This is a genomic window from Streptomyces sp. NPDC004134 (genome assembly GCF_042874195.1).
Lineage (GTDB): Bacteria > Actinomycetota > Actinomycetes > Streptomycetales > Streptomycetaceae > Streptomyces.
The window spans coordinates 69,888-90,924 of sequence record NZ_JBIAMS010000030.1 but is presented as its reverse complement, the minus strand read 5'-3'; the positions used below and the strand labels follow the sequence as shown (position 1 = coordinate 90,924).

At 74.2% G+C, this 21,037-nt stretch carries 20 protein-coding genes and 1 pseudogene; 13 read left to right on the top strand and 8 right to left on the bottom strand.

Features of this window, described 5'->3' with window-relative positions; all coding sequences use genetic code 11:
• Together ACFYVJ_RS29950 and ACFYVJ_RS29945 are read left to right on the top strand one after the other, a co-directional pair.
• Window positions 1-546, top strand: a complete 546-nt coding sequence (locus ACFYVJ_RS29950) for a MarR family winged helix-turn-helix transcriptional regulator (RefSeq protein WP_388898008.1) — start codon at window positions 1-3, stop codon at window positions 544-546.
• Window positions 547-717: 171 nt separating this feature from the next.
• Window positions 718-1,536, top strand: a complete 819-nt coding sequence (locus ACFYVJ_RS29945; RefSeq protein ID WP_388898005.1) for an SAM-dependent methyltransferase — start codon at window positions 718-720, stop codon at window positions 1,534-1,536.
• Window positions 1,537-1,675: 139 nt separating this feature from the next.
• Here ACFYVJ_RS29945 and ACFYVJ_RS29940 read toward each other — a convergent pair whose 3' ends face one another.
• Complete coding sequence (locus ACFYVJ_RS29940) at window positions 1,676-1,897, bottom strand: DUF2277 domain-containing protein (protein WP_388898002.1); 222 nt, start codon at window positions 1,895-1,897, stop codon at window positions 1,676-1,678.
• Window positions 1,898-1,967: 70 nt separating this feature from the next.
• Window positions 1,968-3,410: a hypothetical protein gene (locus tag ACFYVJ_RS29935; protein ID WP_388897999.1), complete on the bottom strand. Its 1,443-nt coding sequence runs from the start codon at window positions 3,408-3,410 to the stop codon at window positions 1,968-1,970.
• 113 nt (window positions 3,411-3,523) lie between these two features.
• On the opposite strand from ACFYVJ_RS29935, the gene ACFYVJ_RS29930 reads away from it, so the two are divergent.
• Together ACFYVJ_RS29930 and ACFYVJ_RS29925 are read left to right on the top strand one after the other, a co-directional pair.
• Window positions 3,524-4,795: a molybdopterin-dependent oxidoreductase gene (locus tag ACFYVJ_RS29930; protein ID WP_388897996.1), complete on the top strand. Its 1,272-nt coding sequence runs from the start codon at window positions 3,524-3,526 to the stop codon at window positions 4,793-4,795.
• On the top strand, window positions 4,792-5,388 hold the full coding sequence (locus ACFYVJ_RS29925; RefSeq protein ID WP_388897993.1) for a hypothetical protein: 597 nt from the start codon (window positions 4,792-4,794) through the stop codon (window positions 5,386-5,388). The genes ACFYVJ_RS29930 and ACFYVJ_RS29925 overlap by 4 nt, the downstream gene beginning before the upstream one ends.
• Here the strand turns inward: ACFYVJ_RS29925 and ACFYVJ_RS29920 are convergent.
• From ACFYVJ_RS29920 to ACFYVJ_RS29910, 3 genes and pseudogenes are all read right to left on the bottom strand, one after another.
• A complete protein-coding gene (locus tag ACFYVJ_RS29920) occupies window positions 5,276-6,106 on the bottom strand; it encodes a class I SAM-dependent methyltransferase (protein ID WP_388897990.1) in 831 nt (276 codons plus the stop codon). The genes ACFYVJ_RS29925 and ACFYVJ_RS29920 overlap by 113 nt on opposite strands.
• Window positions 6,103-6,861, bottom strand: a complete 759-nt coding sequence (locus tag ACFYVJ_RS29915; RefSeq protein WP_388897987.1) for a DUF2064 domain-containing protein — start codon at window positions 6,859-6,861, stop codon at window positions 6,103-6,105. Before ACFYVJ_RS29915 ends, ACFYVJ_RS29920 begins: the two co-directional genes overlap by 4 nt.
• Before the next feature lie 254 nt (window positions 6,862-7,115).
• Window positions 7,116-7,808, bottom strand: a pseudogene (locus tag ACFYVJ_RS29910) (glycosyltransferase family 2 protein); the annotation flags it as partial.
• Window positions 7,809-7,932: 124 nt separating this feature from the next.
• Between ACFYVJ_RS29910 and ACFYVJ_RS29905 the strand changes: the two are divergent.
• The gene (locus ACFYVJ_RS29905; RefSeq protein ID WP_388897984.1) at window positions 7,933-8,766 is read left to right on the top strand and encodes a response regulator transcription factor; all 834 of its coding nucleotides are present in this window, start codon (window positions 7,933-7,935) and stop codon (window positions 8,764-8,766) included.
• Window positions 8,763-9,911 (top strand): sensor histidine kinase, encoded by a 1,149-nt coding sequence (locus ACFYVJ_RS29900; protein WP_388897981.1) that lies wholly within the window; start codon window positions 8,763-8,765, stop codon window positions 9,909-9,911. The genes ACFYVJ_RS29905 and ACFYVJ_RS29900 overlap by 4 nt, the downstream gene beginning before the upstream one ends.
• 50 nt (window positions 9,912-9,961) lie before the next feature.
• Here the strand turns inward: ACFYVJ_RS29900 and ACFYVJ_RS29895 are convergent, their stop codons facing one another.
• Window positions 9,962-11,014 (bottom strand): NAD-dependent epimerase/dehydratase family protein, encoded by a 1,053-nt coding sequence (locus tag ACFYVJ_RS29895; RefSeq protein WP_388897978.1) that lies wholly within the window; start codon window positions 11,012-11,014, stop codon window positions 9,962-9,964.
• A gap of 155 nt (window positions 11,015-11,169) precedes the next feature.
• On the opposite strand from ACFYVJ_RS29895, the gene ACFYVJ_RS29890 reads away from it, so the two are divergent.
• Complete coding sequence (locus ACFYVJ_RS29890) at window positions 11,170-12,579, top strand: family 2B encapsulin nanocompartment shell protein (protein ID WP_388897976.1); 1,410 nt, start codon at window positions 11,170-11,172, stop codon at window positions 12,577-12,579.
• 89 nt (window positions 12,580-12,668) lie between these two features.
• On the opposite strand, the gene ACFYVJ_RS29885 is transcribed toward ACFYVJ_RS29890, so the two are convergent.
• Window positions 12,669-15,077, bottom strand: a complete 2,409-nt coding sequence (locus ACFYVJ_RS29885) for a phosphoketolase (protein ID WP_388897975.1) — start codon at window positions 15,075-15,077, stop codon at window positions 12,669-12,671.
• A gap of 171 nt (window positions 15,078-15,248) precedes the next feature.
• On the opposite strand from ACFYVJ_RS29885, the gene ACFYVJ_RS29880 reads away from it, so the two are divergent.
• Entirely contained in the window at window positions 15,249-15,443 is a 195-nt protein-coding gene (locus ACFYVJ_RS29880) for a hypothetical protein (RefSeq protein ID WP_027753143.1), read from the top strand.
• A gap of 187 nt (window positions 15,444-15,630) precedes the next feature.
• Window positions 15,631-15,870 carry a DUF397 domain-containing protein gene (locus tag ACFYVJ_RS29875; RefSeq protein WP_018835984.1) on the top strand — a complete coding sequence of 80 codons (240 nt, stop codon included), beginning with the start codon at window positions 15,631-15,633 and terminating at the stop codon, window positions 15,868-15,870.
• Window positions 15,871-16,415: 545 nt separating this feature from the next.
• Here the strand turns inward: ACFYVJ_RS29875 and ACFYVJ_RS29870 are convergent.
• Window positions 16,416-16,904, bottom strand: coding sequence for an ATP-binding protein (locus ACFYVJ_RS29870; protein ID WP_388897972.1), 489 nt, complete (start codon window positions 16,902-16,904; stop codon window positions 16,416-16,418).
• A gap of 284 nt (window positions 16,905-17,188) precedes the next feature.
• Here ACFYVJ_RS29870 and ACFYVJ_RS29865 point away from each other — a divergent pair, with 284 nt between their 5' ends.
• The 4 genes from ACFYVJ_RS29865 (at window position 17,189) to ACFYVJ_RS29850 (ending at window position 20,958) form a co-directional block, all read left to right on the top strand.
• Window positions 17,189-18,049, top strand: coding sequence for a helix-turn-helix domain-containing protein (locus tag ACFYVJ_RS29865; protein WP_388897970.1), 861 nt, complete (start codon window positions 17,189-17,191; stop codon window positions 18,047-18,049).
• Between the two features lie 90 nt (window positions 18,050-18,139).
• Window positions 18,140-19,597 carry an aldehyde dehydrogenase family protein gene (locus ACFYVJ_RS29860; RefSeq protein ID WP_388897968.1) on the top strand — a complete coding sequence of 486 codons (1,458 nt, stop codon included), beginning with the start codon at window positions 18,140-18,142 and terminating at the stop codon, window positions 19,595-19,597.
• A 161-nt stretch (window positions 19,598-19,758) separates the two neighbouring features.
• Window positions 19,759-20,202 carry a CBS domain-containing protein gene (locus tag ACFYVJ_RS29855; protein WP_388897966.1) on the top strand — a complete coding sequence of 148 codons (444 nt, stop codon included), beginning with the start codon at window positions 19,759-19,761 and terminating at the stop codon, window positions 20,200-20,202.
• Between the two features lie 138 nt (window positions 20,203-20,340).
• Window positions 20,341-20,958 carry a PadR family transcriptional regulator gene (locus ACFYVJ_RS29850; protein ID WP_388897963.1) on the top strand — a complete coding sequence of 206 codons (618 nt, stop codon included), beginning with the start codon at window positions 20,341-20,343 and terminating at the stop codon, window positions 20,956-20,958.
• The last annotated feature ends 79 nt before the right edge of the window (window positions 20,959-21,037 follow it).

The window sequence follows — 21,037 nt, the reverse complement described above, 5'->3', positions numbered from 1 at the left end:
GTGGCTGACGGCACCGCCGCATCAGGGGACTCCCCGCCTCCCTATCCGGCCGCGGAGATCGCCGCGGCCTGGCGGCGGGAACGCCCCGGGACCCCGACCGAGTCGATCGAGATCGTCACCCCCATCTGGCGGTTGGCGAAGCTGTTCGCCGACGACCGCACACGGGTACTGCGCGAAGCGGGGATCGACGCGGCCACCCTCGACCTGCTGTCCGTCATCCGCCGCTCAGGGCCGCCCTACGCGCTCAGCACCCGCGAGATCGCCCGGCGGACACTGGTGACGGCCGGAGCGATCTCACAGCGCGTCGCCCGGGCCGAACGAGACGGCCTCGTCCAGCGCGCGCCGGGGACCACCGGCCGCCGGGCCGTCGACGTCTCACTGACGGCCGACGGCCATGCGCTCATCGAGCGGTCCGTCGACGTCGTCCTCGGCCGCGAGGCCGCACTCGTCAGTGATCTGTCGGCGCAGGAGCGCGACTTGCTCATCGAACTGCTGGAGAAACTGATGACCGACGCCCGGCGGCGCACACACAACCCCGGAAGCTGAACGGGCGGCCTGTGCCGCCGACCTTAAAGAGCCAGCCAAAACGATGCCGTGATGCGGGGTGTTCGTAGGCTGGGTGCAGAGGCCAGGCCGGCCGACCGGGACATGCTGCGGCAGTGGGACAGCATTCCGTCGCCGACCGGCGCCTGTCCGACGAGAAGGAGGGCACTCCTCATGGACCACGGCCCCCGCCATGTGGTGGACACCGGTGTGGCGCAGTCGGCTCGGGTGTGGAACTACCTTCTCGGCGGGAAGGACAACTACCCCGCCGATCGCGCCGCCGCCGATCAGTTCAAGGCCGTCTTTCCGCAGATCGTGGACATCGCCCGCGCCGACCGCGCGTTCCTCGGGCGGGCCGTGCGGTTCACGGCGGGGGAGGCGGGGGTGCGGCAGTTTCTCGACATCGGTACCGGGCTGCCGACGATGGACAACACGCACGAGGTCGCGCAGCGCGCCGCGCCCGAGGCGCGCATCGTGTACGTGGACAACGACCCGCTGGTCCTCGCGCACGCCCGCGCGCTCCTGACCAGCGCCCCCGAGGGCCGCTGCAGCTACATCGAGGCCGATCTGCGGCGGCCGGCGGACATCCTCGCCGGGGCGGCGAAGACGCTGGACTTCGGTGAGCCCGTCGCCGTCATGCTGCTGGGCATCCTGCACTTCGTGCCCGAGTTCGACGAGGCGTACGGGATCGTCGCCCGGCTGCTCGACGCCGTGCCCTCCGGCAGCTTCCTGGTCGCGACGCACGCCACCATGGATCCCGCGCTCGCCGACGAGACCGAACTGAGGGCCAACGCCGAGGCCCGGGAGGACTGGGACGAGCGGGCGGCGACACCGCTGTTCCCCCGCACTCCGGAGGAGTTCGGCCGCTTCTTCGACGGTCTCGAACTCCAGGAGCCGGGGGTGGTCTCCATGAGCCGCTGGCGCCCGGAGCCCACCGTGTTCGGCGAGCCGCCCAAGGTCCTGGGACTGGCCGGGGTGGGGCGCAAGCCGTAGCGCGGGCGGGCGGTCGGCCGGTAGCCGGGGGACTCGGATTTCCCTGCCGCCTCGCAGGTCTCCGATCCCGGGGAAGCCGGTACGGCAGGCACAAGTGGGGCGGGAGCCTGCAACCGGGCCTCCCGCGGCCTGCCGGCGGCTACGCCGCGCCCTTGCCGCCGCGGACGACGAGCGAGTCCAGCAGCTCCCGCGTCGACGCGGCGATCTCCTCCACCGCCTTGTCGAACGCCTCGGCGTTGTGCGGCGCGGGGTGGCGGAATCCGGAGATCTTCCGTACGTACTGCAGAGCCGCCGCCCGCATGTCGTCGTCGGTGACGGTGTCGGCGAACGGGGGGCGCAGGGTCTTGATGCTTCGGCACATATGTACGACGGTACGCCGTACCACTGACATCCGGAGACGACCGGGACGGGGGCCGGGAAGGGTCCGGGCGCTACCAGCTCGTGACCAGCAGATGGTTCACGACCAGCGCTACCACCGCCTGCGCGCCCAGCCAGGCCCGGTGGTCGCGGGCCGGGAGCAGGGCGGCCGCCGGCAGCAGCCAGAGCGTGAACGGCAGCCAGATCCGCTCCGTCTCCGCCTTGCTGAGCCCCGAGAGATCCGCCGCCACCAGGCACGCGAGCCCGGCGACCGCCATCACCGCCAGGGCGTACGCGGGCGGGCTCGCCGTGCCCCGCCGCCAGGCGGTCCGTACGGCGCGGCGGGCGCCCGCCACCGCCGCCAGGCCCGCGCTGAGCGCCGCGACGGCCAGGTTCGCCCACACCCAGTAGCCGTACGGGCGGTCTCCGCCGAAGCCCTGGTAGTAGCGCTCGTGCAGCAGCTCGTACCCCTCCCACCACCAGAAGCCCGCCGCCGTGAACGCCACCGCGACCGGCAGCGCGCCCGCCACCGCCCACGGCACCGTCCGCAGCACCGCGCCCCGCCGCCCGCCGCGGGCGGCGTACCAGAGCACCGCCGCCACCGGCAGCACCAGCAGCGTCAGCCCGTACGAGAGGTACACCGCCCACCCCAGCAGCAGCCCCGCACCCGCCGCCGCCACCGCGGGGCGCCGGGCCGTCCCCGTCGCGGCGAGCGCGAGCAGCGCCAGGGCCCACGCGGCCACCGCCGCGAAGTAGGCGTCCGCCGACACCCCGGCCCAGATCGCCCACGGCCCCAGCACCAGGAACGGCGCCGCGCGCCGCGTACGCTCCTCGCCGCCCAGCGCCCGCAGCGTCACCAGCACCGCGACCGCCGCCGACCCGCCCACGGTGATGCAGAAGACCGCCGCCCACGCCCCGCCGCCCAGCCCCACCCGGTCCAGGCCGACGAAGGTCAGGATCGCGGCGGGCGGGTGCCCGGCGATGTGCGCGGGCCAGTTGTCGGGGGTCTGGATCAGGATGTGCTCGGTGAAGGTCCGTACGGCGTGCCCCAGGTCGGCGAAGCGGGCGACGGTCTCGGGCCGGGCGTACTCGTTCGGCGCCGTCAGTTGGTCCGCGACGCCCTCCTGCCAGCCGTCGACCAGCGCCAGCGACCAGATCCACGCCATGCCCGCCGCCCAGGTGGCCGGCAGCAGCAGCCGCCACGGCAGCCGGTCGGCGAGCGGCGGCCCGTACGCGACGACGGCGGCGGCGACGGCGAGCGCCGCGGGGGTGCCGGGCCCGTAGTGCGGCAGCCAGACGGCGGACAGGGGCGGGAAGCGTACGTGGAGGATGTCGTAGCCGTTGATGGCCCGCCCGATGACGACGGCCGCGGCGATCGCGGCGGCGGCGAGGAAGGCGGCGAGGAGGTCCCAGCGGCGCCCGGCGGCGGGGGCGGCGACGGCGGTCCCGGCCCCCGTCCCGGCTCCGGGGGCGGGCACGGCTCCAGCGGCGGGCGGCCGGATGGGCGAGGAGGTCACGCCGTCACGCTAGGCAGCCGCGGGGCGCCCGCGCCGGGAACGCGCGGCGACGTCACGCTTTCGTCAGGAGTCGGTGCGGTGATACGGGCGTATCCCCGGCCTACGGTCGGTCCATGTCCGCCGTACGCCCGCCGGCCCCCCGCCCCGGCACCGCCCCGGGGCCCGGCCTGCCCCCGCCAGGACCGTTCCGCCCCGCCTTCTGGCGCAGCCCGCTGCGCGGCCCGTGGTTCACCGCGCTCATGGGCACGGTCCTCCTCGCCGGTCTGCCCCTGGTGCTGCTGACCGGCTTCCTGTCATACGCCGCCTACAACCCCGGCCTCCCCGGCAACGACACCACCCCCGGCAAGGGCCTCCTCGGCTTCTACCTCTTCTCCTGGCCCACCGACCCGTACTGGCTCTACCGCCTCAACCAGGGCGTCCACGTCACCCTCGGCGTCGCCCTCGTCCCCGTCCTGCTGGCGAAGCTCTGGTCCGTGCTGCCCCGCCTCTTCGCCTGGCCGCCGCTGCGCTCCGCCCGGCACGCGCTGGAGCGCGCCTCGACGCTGCTGCTGGTGGGCAGCGGGCTCTTCGAGTTCGCGACCGGCATCCTCAACATGCAGCTCTTCTACGTCTTCCCCGGCTCCTTCTACACCCTCCACTTCTACGGCGCCTGGGTGTTCCTCGGCGCCCTCGCCGTCCACCTCGCCACCCGCGTGGGCAAGCTGCGCCGGGGGCTGCACGACCGGGGGATGGACGAGCTGCGGGCCACGGACCCCGCGCCGCCGACGATCTCGCGCCGCGGGGCCGCGGCGCTGGTGGGGGCGGGGTCGCTGGGCCTGGTCGCGGTCACCGCCGGGCAGAGCATCGGCGGCCCGCTGCGCCGCACCGCGCTGCTCGCCCCGCACGGCGGCGCGGACCCGGGCGAGGGGCCGAACGGCTTCCAGATCAACAAGACCGCCGCGGACCTCGGCATCGAACCGGCCGACATCGGCGAGCGCTGGCGCCTGGCCGTACGCGCAGGGAACGGCCGCCCCACGGTGCTCACCCGGGCGGAACTGCTGGCGCTGCCGCAGCACACGGCGGCGCTGCCGATCGCGTGCGTGGAGGGCTGGTCGACGGACGACCAACTGTGGCGCGGGGTCCGGCTCGCGGACCTGGCCGCGCTGGTGGGCGCGGGGGAAGGGGACGGGGTGTTCGCGGAGTCGGCGCAGCAGAAGGGGGCGTTCCGCGCGGCGTCGCTGCGGGCCAACCAGGTACGCGATCCACGGTCGTTGCTGGCGCTCCACGTCAACGGCGCGCCGCTGTCCCGCGATCACGGGTACCCGGCGCGGATCATCGTCCCGGCGAACCCGGGGGTGCACAACACGAAGTGGGTCACGAGGCTGACGTTCGGGGAACTGCCGTGACCCCGGGCCGGCAGGAGAGCGGATCGGGCGGGTCCGGAGGTACGGAGGGATCGGGCGGGTCCGGCGGTACGGGCGGTACGGGGGGAGCGGGCGGATCGCGTACCGAACGGGCCGCTCCCGGGGCCGTACGCCGGCTGCTCGCGCCCGGGCCGCTGCCCACCCTCGCCCTCCTCCTCGCCTCCTTCGCGCTCACCGGCTACGCCGGTGTCCGCCTCTTCGGCAAGGACCCCCTCGGCGTCGCCCTGTGGCTGGCCGGTGCGGCGGTGCTGCACGACCTGGCGCTGCTGCCCCTCTACTCGCTCGCGGACCGCGGCGCCCAGCGCGTCCTGGGCCCGCGGCTGGTGAACTACGTGCGCTTCCCGGCCGCCGTCTCCGGGCTGCTGCTGCTGGTCTACTTCCCGCTCATCACCCGCCAGGTGGGCCGCTACGAGACCGTCACCGCGCTGCCCGCCGGTGTCTTCCTGCACCGCTGGCTGCTCATCACCGCCGCGCTGTTCGCGGCGTCGGCTCTGGTGCTCGCAGCGCGGCGAACCGTCGCCCGCCCGCGGTCCAGCGGTCCTCCTCCCCCCACCGGCCCGCCGCCGCGTACCTGAGCAGGGCGGGGAGCCCGACCCGTGCCCAGGGGAAGGGGGTGCGGTCGGGGCGGGGGCCCGCGAAGGGGCCGTGAGTGCCGGGGGTGCCGTGGGTTCCGTCCGTGACGTGGACGTGCACGCGTTCGTCCACGTCGTCGTCCGCGGCGACCTCCACGACCAGCCGCCCGCGCGGGCGCAGCAGCGCGGCGGCCCGGGCGAGGAGTGCGGCGGGGTCGCCGCCGATGCCGACGTTGCCGTCGACGAGCAGTGCGGTGCCCCAGCGGCCCTCGCCGGGCAGCGGTTCGAACACCGACCGGCGCAGCGCGGCGGCGCCCCGCGACCGGGCGTGCGCGACGGCCTCGGAGCTGACGTCGACGCCGAGTGCGGGCCGCCCCAGCGCGGCCAGCGCGGCGACGAGGCGGCCGGGCCCGCAGCCGATGTCCAGCACCGGCCCGGTGCACCGCCGCAGCACGGTCACGTCACCCCCGTCGGGTACCCCGCACCACCGCTCCACGTCGAGCGGCAGCAGCCACCCGTCGCGCCGCCGGAGGAAGAGCGGCCCGGCACCGCTGCGCAGGGCACGGGCGTAGGGATCGGCGCGGTCCCAGGCGTCGTCGGGGACGTCGCGGAGGGCCGGGGGAGCGGCGGGGTGGGGCAGGGACTGGGGAGCGTCGGAGCGGGCAGCCGCGCGGCCCGGCGGGGCGGGGTCGGGGGTGCGGCGGGGTGGGGGCGAGGTCATCCGGCGGCTCGGCCGGGTGCCGCGCTGTCCGCCGCCGCGGGGTGCGTGGTCGCGGGGTGCATGGTCGCCTCGCCCGGTGCCGCGTCGCCCGGTGCGGTTGCCGCACCACCCGCGCGGGACCACGCGCCCAGGTCGGCCGCCGTCGCGGCGAAGCGGCTGCCGCGGGCGGCGGCTTCGGCGACCCGGGGGACGTCCGCCGGGGTGTCCACGTCCCGTAGCGGCGGCAACTCCCGTACGCGCAGGCCCGCCTCGACCAGCCGGCGGTGCTGCGCCGCGCCCGTGTGCGGCGTCGACATCGGTACGCCCCGCAGCAGTTCCGGGTCCGGCCGGGCCAGCCCCAGCGCCCAGAAGCCGCCGTCCGGCGCGGGGCCGAGGTAGGCGTCGCAGGTGGACCAGGCGTCGTCGGCCAGGGCGGGTGCCAGCAGGGCGGCGGTGAGTTGCGGGGTGTCCATGCCGACGAGCAGCGCGGGGCCCGTACAGGCGCCGAACGCGGCGGCCAGCCGCTCGTCGAGCCCGCCCGCGGCCTGCGGTACGACGGTGAAGCCGGGCGGCAGCCAGTCGCCGGGCGCGCCGTCGAGCACGAGCACGCGGCGCCGCGCGGGCAGGTCCCGTACGACGGCGAGGGTGTCGGCCAGCGCCGCCTCCGCGAGCCGGGCCGCTTCCGCCGGGGTGTACGCGGGGGTGAGCCGGGTCTTGACCCGGCCGGGCCGCGGCTCCTTGGCGATGACGAGTACGGTCACGCCCCCGCCGCTCACCGCCCGGCCCCCGCACCCCGCCCGGCCGCGGCGGCACCGCTGCCGGAACGGCGTACCGTCCCGTCGGCCCCGGACGCGCGGGTACCGGCGCCGTCGTCCTCCGGACGGCCGGAACCCGACCGGGGTGCAGCCCCGAAACCGGACCCCGGCCCTGCGCCGCGGCCACCCGCGCCCTCACCCGGCCCCGCCCCGGCAGCCGTCGTTCCCCTGGCTCGCCCGCCCGGGCCGGAAGGGGTACCCGCACCGCCGCCCGCGCCCTCCTCCGGCGCGGGCCGCGGGACATCCGGTGCCGGCCGCAGGTCGCCCCGCAGGACACCGCTCATGTCGTGGACCGCCTGCCACGTCCCCCGCCACGTCCCCGTCACCTTCGACTTCCCCGTCCGCGGCGCGTACGGCACCGGCAGCTCCGCGATCCGCCACCCCGCGTCCGCGGCCCGTACGACCGTCTCCAGCGGGTACCCGCTGCGCCGGTCCGCCACCCCGAGGTCCAGCAGCGCCGCCCGCCGGGCCGCCCGCATCGGGCCCAGGTCGTGCAGCCGCACCCCGGTGCGGCGGTACAGCATCAGGCCCAGCGCCGCGTTGCCCGCCCGCGCGTGCAGGGGCCACGCCCCGCGCGCGGTCGGGCGGCGGCGGCCGAGGACGAGGTCCGCCGTACCGCCGGTGATGCGGCCGGTGAGCAGGGGCAGCAGGCCGGGGTCCAGCGAGCCGTCGCAGTCGCAGAAGCAGACCAGCTCGGCCGTGGCCGCCGCGAGGCCCGCCGCGCAGGCGGCGCCGAAGCCGCGCCGCGGCTCGTGCACGACGGTGGCGCCGAGCGCGCGGGCGAGGTCGCCGGAGCCGTCCGTGGAGCCGTTGTCGACCACGATCGCGCGCCAGCCGGCGGGGATCCGGGCCAGCACCCGGGGGAGCGCGGCGGCTTCGTCCAGACAGGGGAGTACGACGTCGGTCATGGCCACCACCCTACGAGCGCAAAAGCCGCATAGCGGACGCACGGTTCTTACGAATCACGGACGTCGCCCGCCGCCATCCGTTCGGCCCCCGCCCACCGTCGCCCGGCCGTGCCACGCTGGCGCCATGGACCTCGTCCCGCCCGCCAGGACCGGGCCGCCCGGCCGCCCGGCCCGCGTGCTCGTCGTCGACGACGACCCCACCGTCGCCGAGGTCGTCGCCGGCTACCTCGACCGCGCCGGCTACGCCGTCGACCGCGTCGAAGACGGCCCGCAGGCGCTGGCCGCCGCCGCGTCCGCCCGTCCCGACCTCGTCGTGCTCGACCTGATGCTGCCCGGCATGGACGGCCTGGAGGTCTGCGCGAAGCTGCGCGCCGCGGGACCCGTACCGGTGATCATGCTCACCGCCCGCGGCGACGAGGACGACCGCATCCTCGGCCTCGAACTCGGCGCCGACGACTACGTCACCAAGCCCTTCAGCCCCCGCGAGCTGGTGCTGCGCGTGGAGTCCGTACTCCGCCGCAGCCGCGCCGCGGCGCCCCGCGGCGGCGAACTGAGCGGCGCCGGGCTCACCTTGGACCCCGCGGCGCGCCGGGCCGCCAAGCACGGGGCCGAGCTGGCGCTGACCCTGCGGGAGTTCGACCTGCTCGCGCACTTCCTGCGGCACCCGGGGCGGGTGTTCGGGCGCGAGGAGCTGATGCGGGAGGTGTGGGGCTGGGAGTTCGGCGACCTGTCGACGGTGACGGTGCACGTACGGCGGCTGCGCGGCAAGGTCGAGGACGACCCGGCCAGGCCCCGGCTGATCACCACGGTCTGGGGCGTCGGCTACCGCTTCGACACGGCGGTACGGGACGGGGCGTACGACGGCGAGAACGCCCCGGAGCACGCCCCCGGCCCCGGCCCCGGCCCCGGCCCCGGCCCCGGCCCCGTACGCGGCGAAGACCCGGGCGGCCGCCCGTGAACGACATCCTCCTCATGGCCGCCTTCGCCTTCCTCGGCGCCGCCGTCGCCGGCATCCTCGGCGCCGTCGCCCTGCGCCTGCTGCGCAACCGCTCCCTCGTCGTCTCCGTCTCCGTCGTCGCGGCGACCGCCGTCACCGCCATGCTCCTCGGCACCCTCGCCGTCGCCCGCGAGATGTTCCTCTCCGGACACGACCTCACCGTCGTCAGCATCGTCTGCCTCATGGCCGCCGTCGTCGCCCTCGCCACCGCCGTGCTGCTCGGCCGCTGGGTCGTCGCCCGCAGCAACGCCCTGGCCGCCGCGACCCGCTCGTTCGGCCACGCCTTCGACGCGGGCGGCTCCTTCGCGCCCCCCGCGGGCGGCGCGACCGCCGAACTGGCCGCGCTGAGCCGGGAGCTGGCGGCCACCGCCGAGCGGCTGGCGCAGTCGCGGCAGCGGGAGCGGGCGCTCGACGCCTCCCGGCGCGAGCTGGTCGCGTGGATCTCGCACGACCTGCGTACGCCCCTGGCCGGGCTGCGCGCCATGGCGGAGGCGCTGGAGGACGGCATGGCCGCCGACCCCGGGCGCTACCACCGGCAGATCCGCGCCGAGACCGAGCGCCTCGACGCCATGGTCGGCGACCTCTTCGAACTCTCCCGCATCCACGCGGGGGCCCTCGCCCTCGCGCCCACCCGGATGTCGGTCCACGACCTCGTCGGCGACGCGCTCGCGGGCGCGGATCCGCTGGCGCGCGAGCACGGTGTACGGCTCGTCGGCGAGCCGCCGGAGCCGGCGGCGGCGGTGCCGGTGGAGGTCGACGGCAAGGAGATGACCCGGGTGCTGGGCAATCTCCTCGTCAACGCCATCCGCCGCACCCCCGCGGACGGCACGGTCGCGGTCACCGTCGCGGTCCGGGAGCGGGAGGGCGCGGCGGTCGTCGTCTCGGTCACCGACCAGTGCGGCGGGATCCCGGAGGAGGACCTGGCGCGGGTCTTCGACACGGGGTGGCGCGGCAACCACGCCCGTACGCCGGTGCCGCCCGCGGGCGCGGGGCTGGGGCTGGCGATCGTGCGGGGGATCGTGGAGGCGCACCGCGGGCGGGCGGAGGTGCGCAACGTGCCGGGCGGCTGCCGCTTCGAGGTCACCCTGCCCGCGGCCACCGGCTGACGCGCCGCGGCCACCCACGGCCGCGTTCCCCGCGGCCGCCGGCCGACGCCTCAGGGCGCCGCCCCCAGCGGCGATTTCGCGAACTCCGTCACGCCCTCCGCGAACCCCACCGCCGGCCGCCACCCCAGCTCCGCCCGGAGCCGCGCCGAGTCCGCCGTGATGTGCCGCACGTCCCCCAGCCGGTACTCGCCCGTGACCCGCGGCGCGGGCCCGCCGTACGCCGCGGCCAGCGCCGCCGCCAGTTCGCCGACGGTGTGCACGTCCCCGCTGCCCGCGTTGTACGCGGTGAGCGCCCCCGCCGCCGCGCCGCCCTCGTCCGCGTACACCGCCTCCAGCGCCCGGACGTTGGCCTCCGCGACGTCCCGTACGTGGACGAAGTCCCGCCGCTGCGCCCCGTCCTCGTACACCCGCGGCGCCTCGCCGCGCGCCAGCGCCGAGCGGAAGAAGGAGGCGACGCCCGCGTACGGGGTGTCGCGGGGCATCCCCGGGCCGTAGACGTTGTGGTAGCGCAGGGACACCGCACGCGCGCCGGTGACGCGCGCCCACACGCCGGCGACGTGCTCCTGTGCCAGCTTCGTCGCCGCGTACACGCTCCGCGGGTCCACCGGCGCGTCCTCCGCCACCAGACCCGGCGCCAACTCCGCGCCGCAGCGCGGGCACCGCGGCTCGAAGCGCCCGCCCGCGAGGTCCGCCGCCGCCCGCGGCCGCGGCCGTACGGCGCCGTGCGCGGCGCAGTCGTAGCGCCCTTCCCCGTACACGACCATCGACCCCGCGAGCACCAGGCGCCGCACGCCCGCGTCGGCCATGGCGGCGAGGAGCACGGCGGTGCCGAGGTCGTTGACGCCGACGTACGCGGGCGCGTCCGCGAAGTCCTCGGTGAGGCCGACCATCGCGGCCTGGTGGCAGACGGCGTCCGCGCCGGCGAGCGCCGCGGCGACGGCGTCGCGGTCCCGCACGTCGCCCCGCACGTACGCCTCGCACGTACGACCGGGCGGTCCCCCGTCCCGTACGTCCAGCACCACCGCCTCGTGCCCCCGCTCGGCGAGGGCCGAGACCACGTGCGATCCGATGAACCCGGCGCCGCCGGTGACGAGTACGCGCATGCCGGCGAGCCTAGGGTCGCCGGCCGCGGCGGGCGGCGACTGCCACGCCCACCGTCATACTCCGGTAAGAGCCAGCCCTATCCAGGAATCAAGACAGATATTCCTACTCTTTCGAGCGATTGCTGCCGCTTTGCCCGAAGCCTAGCTTCGGTGCCATGACGACCTCGCCAGAAGAAACGTCCGCGTCCGTCGAACTCCCCGCCCGGCTCAGCCTCGACACCGCCGCCGCGCGGAACCTCACGACCACCACCAAGACGCCCCCGCAGATGCAGGGGATCTCCTCCCGCTGGCTGCTCAAGGCGCTGCCGTGGACGGAGGTCAAGGGCGGTGCGTACCGGGTGAACCGGCGCCTCACCCACACGCTCGGCGACGGGCAGGTCGAGTTCACCTCGGTCGGCGGCGAGGTGCGCGTCATCCCGCAGGAGCTGCGCGAGCTGCCGCAGTTGCGCGCGTACGAGGACGAGGAGGTGCTGTCGGCGCTGGCCGACCGGTTCGAGCAGCGGGAGATCGCGCCGGGGGACGCCATCGTGTCCGCGGGGGCGGCGGCGGACCAGGTGGTGCTGGTCGCGCACGGCCGGCTGGAGCGGGTCGGCGCCGGGAAGTACGGGGACGAGACCGTCCTCGGTCTCCTCGCCGACGGCGACTACGTCGGCGGGGAGGTGCTCCTGGAGGCCGACGGCACCTGGCCGTTCACGGTGCGGGCCCAGACCCGCGGCACGGTGCTGGTCCTCGCCCGCTCCGCGCTCGACGAACTGCTGGCGCAGGCGGCGGGGCTGCGCGAGCACCTGGAGGCGTTCGGCTCCATCCCGCAGCAGCGGCAGAACAGCAAGGGCGAGGCCGAGATCGAGCTGGCCTCGGGCCACCACGGCGAGGCGGACCTGCCGGGCACGTTCGTGGACTACGAGCTGACGCCCAGGGAGTACGAGCTGGAGGTCGCGCAGACCGTCCTGCGCGTCCACAGCCGGGTCGCCGATCTGTACAACGACCCGATGAACCAGGTCGAGCAGCAACTGAGGCTGACCGTCGAGGCGCTGCGCGAGCGCCAGGAGCACGAGCTGATCAACAACCGCTCCTTCGGCCTGCTGCACAACGCCGACCTCAAGCAGCGCATCCACACCCGCTCGGGCCCGCCCACGCCCGACGACCTGGACGAGCTGATCTCCCGCCGCCGGCAGACGCACGTGCTGCTGGCGCACCCGAAGGCGATCGCGGCGATCGGCCGGGAGTGGAACAAGCGCGGCATCTACCCGCCGCGCACGGAGTACCTGGGCAGCGAGGTCAACAACTGGCGCGGCATCCCGCTGCTGCCCTGCAACAAGATCCCGGTCACCCAGGAGGGGACCAGCTCGGTGATCGCGATGCGGCTCGGCGAGGCGGACCAGGGCGTGGTGGGGCTGCACCAGACCGGGCTGCCGGACGAGATCCGGCCGGGGATGAACGTCCGGTTCATGGGGATCAGCGACAAGGCGATCATCTCGTACCTGGTGAGCACCTACTTCTCCGCGGCGGTGCTCGTCCCCGACGCGCTCGGCATCCTGGAGGACGTGCAGATCGGCGCCAACTGACCGAGGCGTGACGGCTCCCGGCCGGCCCGGCGGAACGCGCCGCCCGGCCGGTAGCCGCCCGCGGCCCGCGGCGCGCATTCAGCCCGCCCTCAGCCCGGCCAGGTCCAGTTCGCGACCTCCGGCAGGTCCGTGCCGTGCTCGCGGATCCAGGCGTGGTGCCTGCCGCGTACGTCCTCCATCCGCTGCCGCACCGCCGCCGCCCGCACCGCCAGGCCCGGGACGCGGTCGATGACGTCCATCACCAGCCGGTAGCGGTCGAGGTCGTTGCGTACGACCATGTCGAAAGGCGTGGTCGTGGTGCCCATCTCCTTGTAGCCGCGGACGTGCAACTGGTCGTGGCCCGCGTGCCGGTAGGCGAGCCGGTGGATCAGCCACGGATAGCCGTGGTACGCGAAGATGACCGGGGTGTCGCGGGTGAACACCGAGTCGAACTCCCGGTCCGTCATCCCGTGCGGATGGTCCTCGTGCGGCATCAGCCGGGCGATGTCGACGACGTTGACGACCCGTACCACCACCTCCGGCAGATGCTCGCGCAGCAGCGCCGCCGCGGCCAGCACCTCCTGCGTCGGCACGTCTCCGGCGCACGCCAGCACCACGTCCGGCGCCTCGCCGGGGCGTTCGGTGCCGGCCCACTCCCAGATGCCGACGCCGCGCAGGCAGTGCGCGCGGGCCTGCTCCAGCGTCAGCCAGTCGAACGACGGCTGCTTGCCGGCCACGACGACGTTGACGACGTCGCGGGTGCGCAGCACGTGGTCGGCCACGCACAGCAGGGTGTTGGCGTCCGGCGGCAGATAGACCCGTACGACACCCGGGCTCTTGTTGAGGATGTGGTCGACGAAGCCGGGGTCCTGGTGGCTGAAGCCGTTGTGGTCCTGCCGCCAGACGTGCGAGGTGAGCAGGTAGTTGAGCCCGGCGACCGGCGCCCGCCAGGGCTCCTCGTGCGCGGTCTGGATCCACTTGATGTGCTGCGCGGCCATGCTCGCCACGATGTGCGCGAACGCCTCGTACGACGAGAACAGCCCGTGCCTGCCGGTGAGGACGTACCCCTCCAGCCAGCCCTGGCACAGGTGCTCGGAGAGCACCTCCATGACCCGGCCGTGCGGCCCGTGGTGCTCGTCGGTCCGCTCCGTCTCCGCCTGCCACGCCCGGTCGGTGACCTCGAACAGCTCCTGGAGCCGGTTGGACGCGGTCTCGTCCGGGCCGAAGACGCGGAAGTCGCGGCGCTCCGCGGTGTCCGCCATCACCTGGCGCAGCATGGCGCCGAGCACCCGGGTCGGCTCGTGCATCCGGCCGCCGGGCCGGTCGACGGCGACGGCGTACGTCTCGGGCCCCGGCAGCGGCAGCGCGCGCAGCAGCCGGCCGCCGTTGGCGTGCGGGTTGGCGCCGAGGCGGCGGTCGCCGTGCGGCACGCAGGCGAGCACCTGCGGGCGCGGCCTGCCGTCGGTGCCGAAGAGCTTCTCCGGTTCGTACGAGCGCAGCCACCGCTCCAGCTCCGCCAGGTGCGCGGGGTTCTCGCGCACCTCGGGCAGCGGCACCTGGTGGGCCCGCCACGTGCCCTCGACGGGCGTGCCGTCGACCTCCTCGGGGCCCGTCCAGCCCTTGGGGGTGCGCAGCACGATCGCCGGCCAGCGGGGGCGCCCGCGCAGGCCGCCGCGGGCGCGGGCGGTCTGCTGGAACTCGGCGATCCGGTCGAGCGCGGTGTCCATCGCGTCGGCCATGTCGCGGTGGACGCGTGCTGTGTCCTGGGGAGAGGAGCCGCCGCTGACGTGCAGCGGCTCGTGGCCGTAGCCGCGCAGCAGCTCGTCCAGCTCGCGCTGCGGGATGCGGGAGAGCACGGTGGGGCCGGCGATCTTGTAGCCGTTGAGGTGCAGGATGGGCAGCACGGCGCCGTCGTACGCGGGGTCGAGGAACTTGTTCGCGTGCCACGACCCCGCCAGCGGCCCGGTCTCCGCCTCGCCGTCGCCGATGACGCAGGCCGCGACGAGCCCGGGGTTGTCGAAGGCGGCGCCGTAGGCGTGTGCGAGCGAGTAGCCCAGCTCGCCGCCCTCGTGGAAGGAACCGGGGATCACGGGCGCGACGTGGCTCGGCGTGCCCCCGGGGAAGGAGAACTGCCGGAACAGCCGCGCCATCCCGGCGGCGTCGCGCGAGACGTCGGGGTGCACCTCACCGTACGAGCCGTCGAGCCACGCGCCGGCGTAGACGGCGGGGCCGCCGTGTCCCGGGCCCCAGACGCAGACGGCGTCGAGGTCGCGGGCGCCGATGACGCGGTTGAGGTGGGTGTAGACGAGGTTGAGGCCCGGGCAGGTGCCCCAGTGGCCGAGGAGCCGCGGCTTGATGTCGGCGGGCGTCAGCGGCTCGGCGAGCAGCGGGTTGCGGGTGAGGTAGATCTGGCCCGCGGCCAGGTAGTTGAGGGCGCGCCAGTGGGCGTCGAGGTCGGCCAGCTCCTGCTTCTTCATCGTCGTCCCATCGACGAAGGGGGCGGTAGGCGGTACGGCCAAGTCTTACGGCCCGGGGGCGCACCCACCACCGGACGGCGCGCGACGCGCGCCCGTCCGCCCCGGACGGCCCCTCTATCACCCGGATGGCGGGCACGCTTCGCGCGGAACGGGGGGTACAGGTGGGACAGACTGCCACGTATGTGGACGGCGAACCCGGGGACCGGTGATCAGATGGCCGTGTCGGTGTCGGTCGTGCTGCTGCTCTTGGTGCTGGCCGTGGTGTTTCTGCGCAGCGGTTCACTGAAGACCTCGCACGCGGTGGTCTGTGTGCTCCTCGGCTTCTATCTCTCCGGAACCACCGTGGCGCCCACGATCCAGTCCGGTCTGGAGGCCACGGCGAACGTGGTGAGCAGCATCCGGCCGTGAATGTGGCCGGGCCGGGAACTATTCGGTACCGCCTTGTGCGTTGAACCCCCGGGGGGATGACCTTGGTGGGTGCCTGATCGGAATCAAGCGCACACGCTGTGTGCACGTGCATTTGCGCGTGCACCTAGCCGCCAACACAGCTATGATCCCCGACAGTTGACATTGGCAACCACCTTGGAGAAGCGCTGTGGCCCACGCATACAACGGCATTGCGGCCAGAGATCTTCACGGCGCCGCCTGGCAGAAGAGCCGGCACAGCAACTCGCAGGGTTCCTGTGTGGAGTTCGCCAGGCTTCCCGGCGGCGAGATAGCCGTTCGCAATTCCCGATTTCCCGAAGGACCCGCCCTCGTCTACACCCGTGCCGAGGTAGAGGCGATGCTGCTGGGCGTCAAGGACGGAGAGTTCGACCACCTCATAGTTGACTGACACCCCCCTATTCCCGGCTGCACCGCCCGCTTCCGCCATCGGCGGCGTGACACCGCGGCCGGCCGTCATCCGGATCCCGGCTGAGATATCGCCCACAGCAGGCGTTGATCGCGGCACGTCCGTCGATCCGCACAGAATGCGATCGCTCCCTTTCCGTCCGCGAACGGTCCGGAGCGTCAATCACCCGGTATCCAGGGCGCGGCGAAGAGTAGTCGTCGCTGCACGGCAGTTCCGCCTCCGGCACTTCGGCCCGGACGTTCGCGACCCCCGCGTCGCGTGCCGCCGCGCCGTCGGCGACGGGCCCGGAGGCCGGCACCGCGTTCCACGAATCGTTCTACGGGGGCGGCTCGGGGGCCTCGCGGCGGGCAAGGGCGAGGAGTGCGCGCCGGCGTGCCCGCAAGCCCGCGTGGCGCCCCGGGCGTTGGGGCCGGGGGCCCCGCCGTCCGTACGCCGTGCACGTACGCCGCGGCTCCGCGCCGCGTGCGTCCGTACCTCTGTACGGAGGGCGGGTGCGGGTGCCGTACGGGGAGTGCGGCCGCGGGCCGTCAGTCCGCCGCCGGCGACGGCAGGTGGAACACGGCCCACACCACCTTGCCGCGCAGCGAGCCGTCCAGCGGGTGCCAGCCCCAACTGTCGCTGAAGGAGTCGACCAGATAGAGGCCGCGCCCCCCCTCGGCGCCCACGTCGGCCACCCCGGCCACCGGGCTCGCGGTGCTCGGGTCGCGTACGGCGCACACCAGCCGGGACGCCCAGCGCATCAGGTGCAGCCGCACCGCGGGATCCTGCCCGCTGCACTCGGTCAGCGCGTGCCGGAGCGCGTTGGTGACCAGCTCCGAGACGACCAGTGCGACGTCGTCGCTGAGGTCGGTCAGCTCCCAGTGCCGCAACGTGGTGTGCGTAAAGGCGCGCGCGCCGCTCACCGACTCGTGGCTGCCGGATATCGCACAGGACGCGGCACCGTCGACCGAGCCGGAGTCCAGCGGGGGCAGCCCTCGCCATAAGGGCGCGAGCACGGCTGCTGCTTCGGTCCCCATGCGCGGCACTCCCCAGTCGCGTGCGTGTCTGTCGTCACCGTGCGGATGCCCATGGTTCCGAATGCTTTTGGCAGATGCAAGGGCAGATGCACGTGCACGCGCGAGGAATGTCTAGCAACTTACCGGTTCATGGGCATTGCCCGGCAAGATTTTCTCGGTTGGGTAACCGTTCGGGCACGCAATGATACGGAGTGGTGGCAGTATGGGCCGGTGGCGCCGGGGGCGCGCTTGTAGTGCCATGTCCTGTGTAAGTGCCATGTCGCCGAGGTGGGTGGAGGGCTCCGATGGCCGTGGACGGATCAAGCGGATCGGTCGTGCGCCGTATCCTGCTGGGCTCCCAGCTCAGACGGTTGCGGGAAGAGCAGGGGATCTCGCGCGACGCCGCCGGATACGCGATCAGGGCCTCGGAATCCAAGATCAGCCGGATGGAGCTGGGCCGGGTGAGTTTCAAGAGCCGAGACGTGGAGGACCTGCTCACGCTGTACGGCGTGACCGATCAGACCGAGCGCGACGCCCTCGTCGGCCTCGTCAGCGAGGCGAACACCGCCGGGTGGTGGCACAGCTACAGCGACGTGCTGCCGGGCTGGTTCCCCACCTACGTGGGGCTGGAGTCGGCCGCGGCCGGTATCGACGTGTACGAGGTCCAGTTCGTGCACGGCCTGCTGCAGACTGAGGACTACGCGCACGCCGTCGTCACCGCCGGGCTGCCCATCTCGCCCGCCGAGGCGGACAAGCGCGTGGGCGCCCGGCTGGAGCGGCAGAAGCGGCTGTACGCCGAGCACCCCGCCCAGCTCAGGGCGGTGCTCGACGAGGCCGCGCTCAGCCGCCCGTACGGCGGCCGGGGAGTGATGCGCAAGCAGTTGCAGCACCTGCTCGACGCCTCCGAGATGCCGAACGTGTCGCTGCGGGTCATCCCGCTGGCGCAGCACGGCCACACCCCCGATTCCGGTGCCTTCACGATCCTGAACTTCCCGGAGGAGGACCTCTCCGACGTCGTGTACGTGGAGCATCTGACGAGCGCCCTCTACCTGGACAAGCCGGAGGACGTCGCGACGTACACGAAGGCCATGGACCTGCTGCGCGTCGCCGCCCAAGACGAGTCGGAATCAAGGGAGTTGCTGCACAGGCTCATCCGGGAGGTGTAGGGGGCGCCCTTCGCGCACCAGTACGATGGCGGGTCAGCGGTCACAGCCGTGCCCGCCGTCCGCTGTGCGCAGGGGGGTGCAGCCTCGCTCATGTCTCTCTTCTCCGACCTGGCCCTGCAGTACATCGACGGCAAGTGGTGCCCCGGCGCGGGCTCGTGGGACGTCATCGACCTCGACCCGTACACCGGCGAGCGGCTCGCGGCCATCACCGTCGCGACCGCCGCCGAGGTGGACGCCGCGTACCGCGCGGCGGAGCGGGCGCAGCGGCTCTGGGCGGAGCGCTCGCCGTACGAGCGGCGGCTGGTCTTCGAGCGCGCGCTGCGGCTCGTGGAGGAGCGCGAGGAGGAGATCACCCGCGCGATCGTGGCGGAGCTGGGCGGCACCCGGCTGAAGGCCGCGTTCGAGATCGCCCTCACCAAGGACGTGCTGCGCGAGTCCGTGTCGTACGCGCTGCGCGCCGAGGGCCGGGTGCTGCCGTCGCCGACGCCCGGCAAGGAGAACCGCGTCTACCGGCTGCCCGTGGGCGTCGTCGGCGTCATCGGCTCGTACGACTTCCCGCTCTTCCTGGCCGCGAAGTCCGTGGCGCCCGCGCTCGCGCTCGGCAACGCCGTGGTGCTCAAGCCGCACGACTACTCGCCCGTCGTCGGCGGCACGCTGCTCGCGTGGCTGCTCCAGGACGCCGGGCTGCCGCCCGGGCTGCTGAACGTCGTCATCACCGACACGGCCGAGATCGGCGACGCCTTCATCGAGCACCCGGTGCCGCGCGTGCTGTCCTTCACCGGCTCCACCGAGTCCGGCCGGCACGTCGCGGGCGTCGCCGCCCGGCACTTCAAGCGCACGGTGCTGGAGCTGAGCGGCAACTCGGCCATCGTCGTGCTCGCCGACGCCGACGTCGACTACGCCGTGGACGCCGCCGTCTTCAGCCGCTTCGCCCACCAGGGGCAGGTCTGCATGGCCGCCAACCGGGTGCTGGTGGACCGGGCGGTGCTGCCGGAGTTCGCGGAGAAGTTCGTCGCCAAGGCCGCCGCGCTGAAGGCCGGCGACCCGTCGGATCCCGCGACCCAGCTCGGCCCGCTCATCGGCGCCCGTGAGGCCGCCGACCTCACCGCCCGGGTCGACGCGGCGCTCGCCGCGGGCGCCACCGCGCTGCTGCGCGGGCGCACGGACGGCACGCTGATGGAGCCCACCGTGCTCACCGGGCTGCCGGCGGACAGCGAGCTGCTGCGGCGGGAGTTCTACGGTCCCGTGGCGTTCCTGCTGCCGTTCGAGGGCGAGGACGAGGCGGTACGGATCGTCAACGACACCCCGTTCGGGCTGAGCGGCGCGGTGCACACCCGGGACCTGGAGCGCGGCGTACGGCTGGCGGGGCGGATCGACTCGGGGATGGTGCACGTCAACGACGGCACGATCCACGACGAGCCGCTGGTGCCGTTCGGCGGCGAGAAGTGCTCGGGTCTTGGGCGGCTGAACGGCGAGGCGACGGTCGACGCCTTCACCACGCTGAAGTGGATCTCCGTACAGCACGGCCGGACGCACTTCCCCTTCTGAGCGCCCGTACGGCCTCCTGCGCGCGCCCGTCACCCGTTCGGCGGCGCGCACCTCGCCCGGCCGGCCGAGGGCCCGGAGCATGGCGGTGACGGTATCCCTTCCGGTACCCCTTCCCGTACCCCCTCCGGACTTCCCGGCCTCACGAACAGGAGCCCACCGCGATGACCGCTCCCACCACCGCACGGACCGCCCGCGATCTCATGCACGAGGGCGCCGAGTGCATCGACTCCACCGAGTCCGTCGCCACCGCCGCCGCGAAGATGCGCTCCATGGACGTCGGCTGCCTGCCGGTGTGCGGCCAGGACGGCAAGCTCGCCGGCATGATCACCGACCGCGACATCGTCGTGGAGTGCGTCGCCAGAGGACGCGACCTGACCACCTGCATGACCGGCGAGCTGGCCGAGGGCCGCCCGGTGTACGTCGACGCCGGCGCCCCGGTCGACGAGGTGCTGCGCACGATGGAGCAGCACCAGGTGCGCCGCCTCCCGGTCATCGAGAACCACCGGCTCGTCGGCATGATCAGCGAGGCGGACCTGAGCAGGGCCCTGTCGGACGAGCAGATGGCCGCCTTCTGCCGCAGCGTGTACGCGGGCGGGCACCACTGACCCGTACCGCCACCCGACCGGCGCAGGGCCGGGCTCCCGCGCGGGGAGCCCGGCCCTTCGTCGTGCGCCCCCACGGCTGCTGCTAGTCAAGGTTGACTAGGCTGGGAGGGCACACATTCCCGCGGGAGAGAAGGTCCATTGTCCGCAACTCGCCTCCTGGTCCTGGGCGCCGTCCGCCGGCACGGCCGGGCGCACGGCTACCAGGTCCGGGCCGACCTGGAGTACTGGGGCGCCCATGAGTGGTCCAACGTCAAGCCGGGCTCGATCTACCACGCGCTCAAGCAGATGGCCAAGCAGGGCCTGCTGATCGCCCACGAGGTGGCGCCCAGCACGGCCGGCGGCCCGCCGCGCACCGAGTACGAGATGACGGCCGAGGGCGACGCCGAGTACTTCCGGCTGCTGCGCGAGGCGCTGCGCCGCCACGACGAGAAGATCGACTTCCTGACGGCGGGCGTCGGCTTCCTCGTCGATCTGCCGCGCGCCGAGGCCATCGCGCTGCTCAAGGAGCGGGTCGCGGCGATGGAGGAGTGGCGCGGCGCCGTGCTCCAGCACTACTCGCCCCAGGACGGCGAGGACTACGGCCACATCGGCGAGATCATGCGGCTCTGGCTGCACACCGCCGAGGCGGGCGCGGAGTGGACCCGCGCCCTGATCGCCCGGCTGGAGGGCGGCGCGTACGTGATGGCGGGCGAGGGCGATCCGTGGGCCGGGATGGCCACGAGCCCGGAGGGGCCCGGCGCTCCGGAGGCCCATTAATCAAGTTTGACTAATGGTCGGACCGGGGATACCTTCGCCCCGGTGGTCAAACTTGACTACCTGAGGGAGTGGAGGAGGC

Coding starts and splice junctions, on each gene's coding strand:
- ACFYVJ_RS29945 (WP_388898005.1), top strand. CDS start 718: ATGGACCACGGCCCCCGCCATGTGGTGGACACCGGTGTGGCGCAGTCG.
- ACFYVJ_RS29940 (WP_388898002.1), bottom strand. CDS start 1,897: ATGTGCCGAAGCATCAAGACCCTGCGCCCCCCGTTCGCCGACACCGTC.
- ACFYVJ_RS29930 (WP_388897996.1), top strand. CDS start 3,524: ATGTCCGCCGTACGCCCGCCGGCCCCCCGCCCCGGCACCGCCCCGGGG.
- ACFYVJ_RS29920 (WP_388897990.1), bottom strand. CDS start 6,106: ATGACCTCGCCCCCACCCCGCCGCACCCCCGACCCCGCCCCGCCGGGC.
- ACFYVJ_RS29905 (WP_388897984.1), top strand. CDS start 7,933: ATGGACCTCGTCCCGCCCGCCAGGACCGGGCCGCCCGGCCGCCCGGCC.
- ACFYVJ_RS29895 (WP_388897978.1), bottom strand. CDS start 11,014: ATGCGCGTACTCGTCACCGGCGGCGCCGGGTTCATCGGATCGCACGTG.
- ACFYVJ_RS29890 (WP_388897976.1), top strand. CDS start 11,170: ATGACGACCTCGCCAGAAGAAACGTCCGCGTCCGTCGAACTCCCCGCC.
- ACFYVJ_RS29880 (WP_027753143.1), top strand. CDS start 15,249: ATGGCCGTGTCGGTGTCGGTCGTGCTGCTGCTCTTGGTGCTGGCCGTG.
- ACFYVJ_RS29870 (WP_388897972.1), bottom strand. CDS start 16,904: ATGGGGACCGAAGCAGCAGCCGTGCTCGCGCCCTTATGGCGAGGGCTG.
- ACFYVJ_RS29865 (WP_388897970.1), top strand. CDS start 17,189: ATGGCCGTGGACGGATCAAGCGGATCGGTCGTGCGCCGTATCCTGCTG.
- ACFYVJ_RS29860 (WP_388897968.1), top strand. CDS start 18,140: ATGTCTCTCTTCTCCGACCTGGCCCTGCAGTACATCGACGGCAAGTGG.
- ACFYVJ_RS29855 (WP_388897966.1), top strand. CDS start 19,759: ATGACCGCTCCCACCACCGCACGGACCGCCCGCGATCTCATGCACGAG.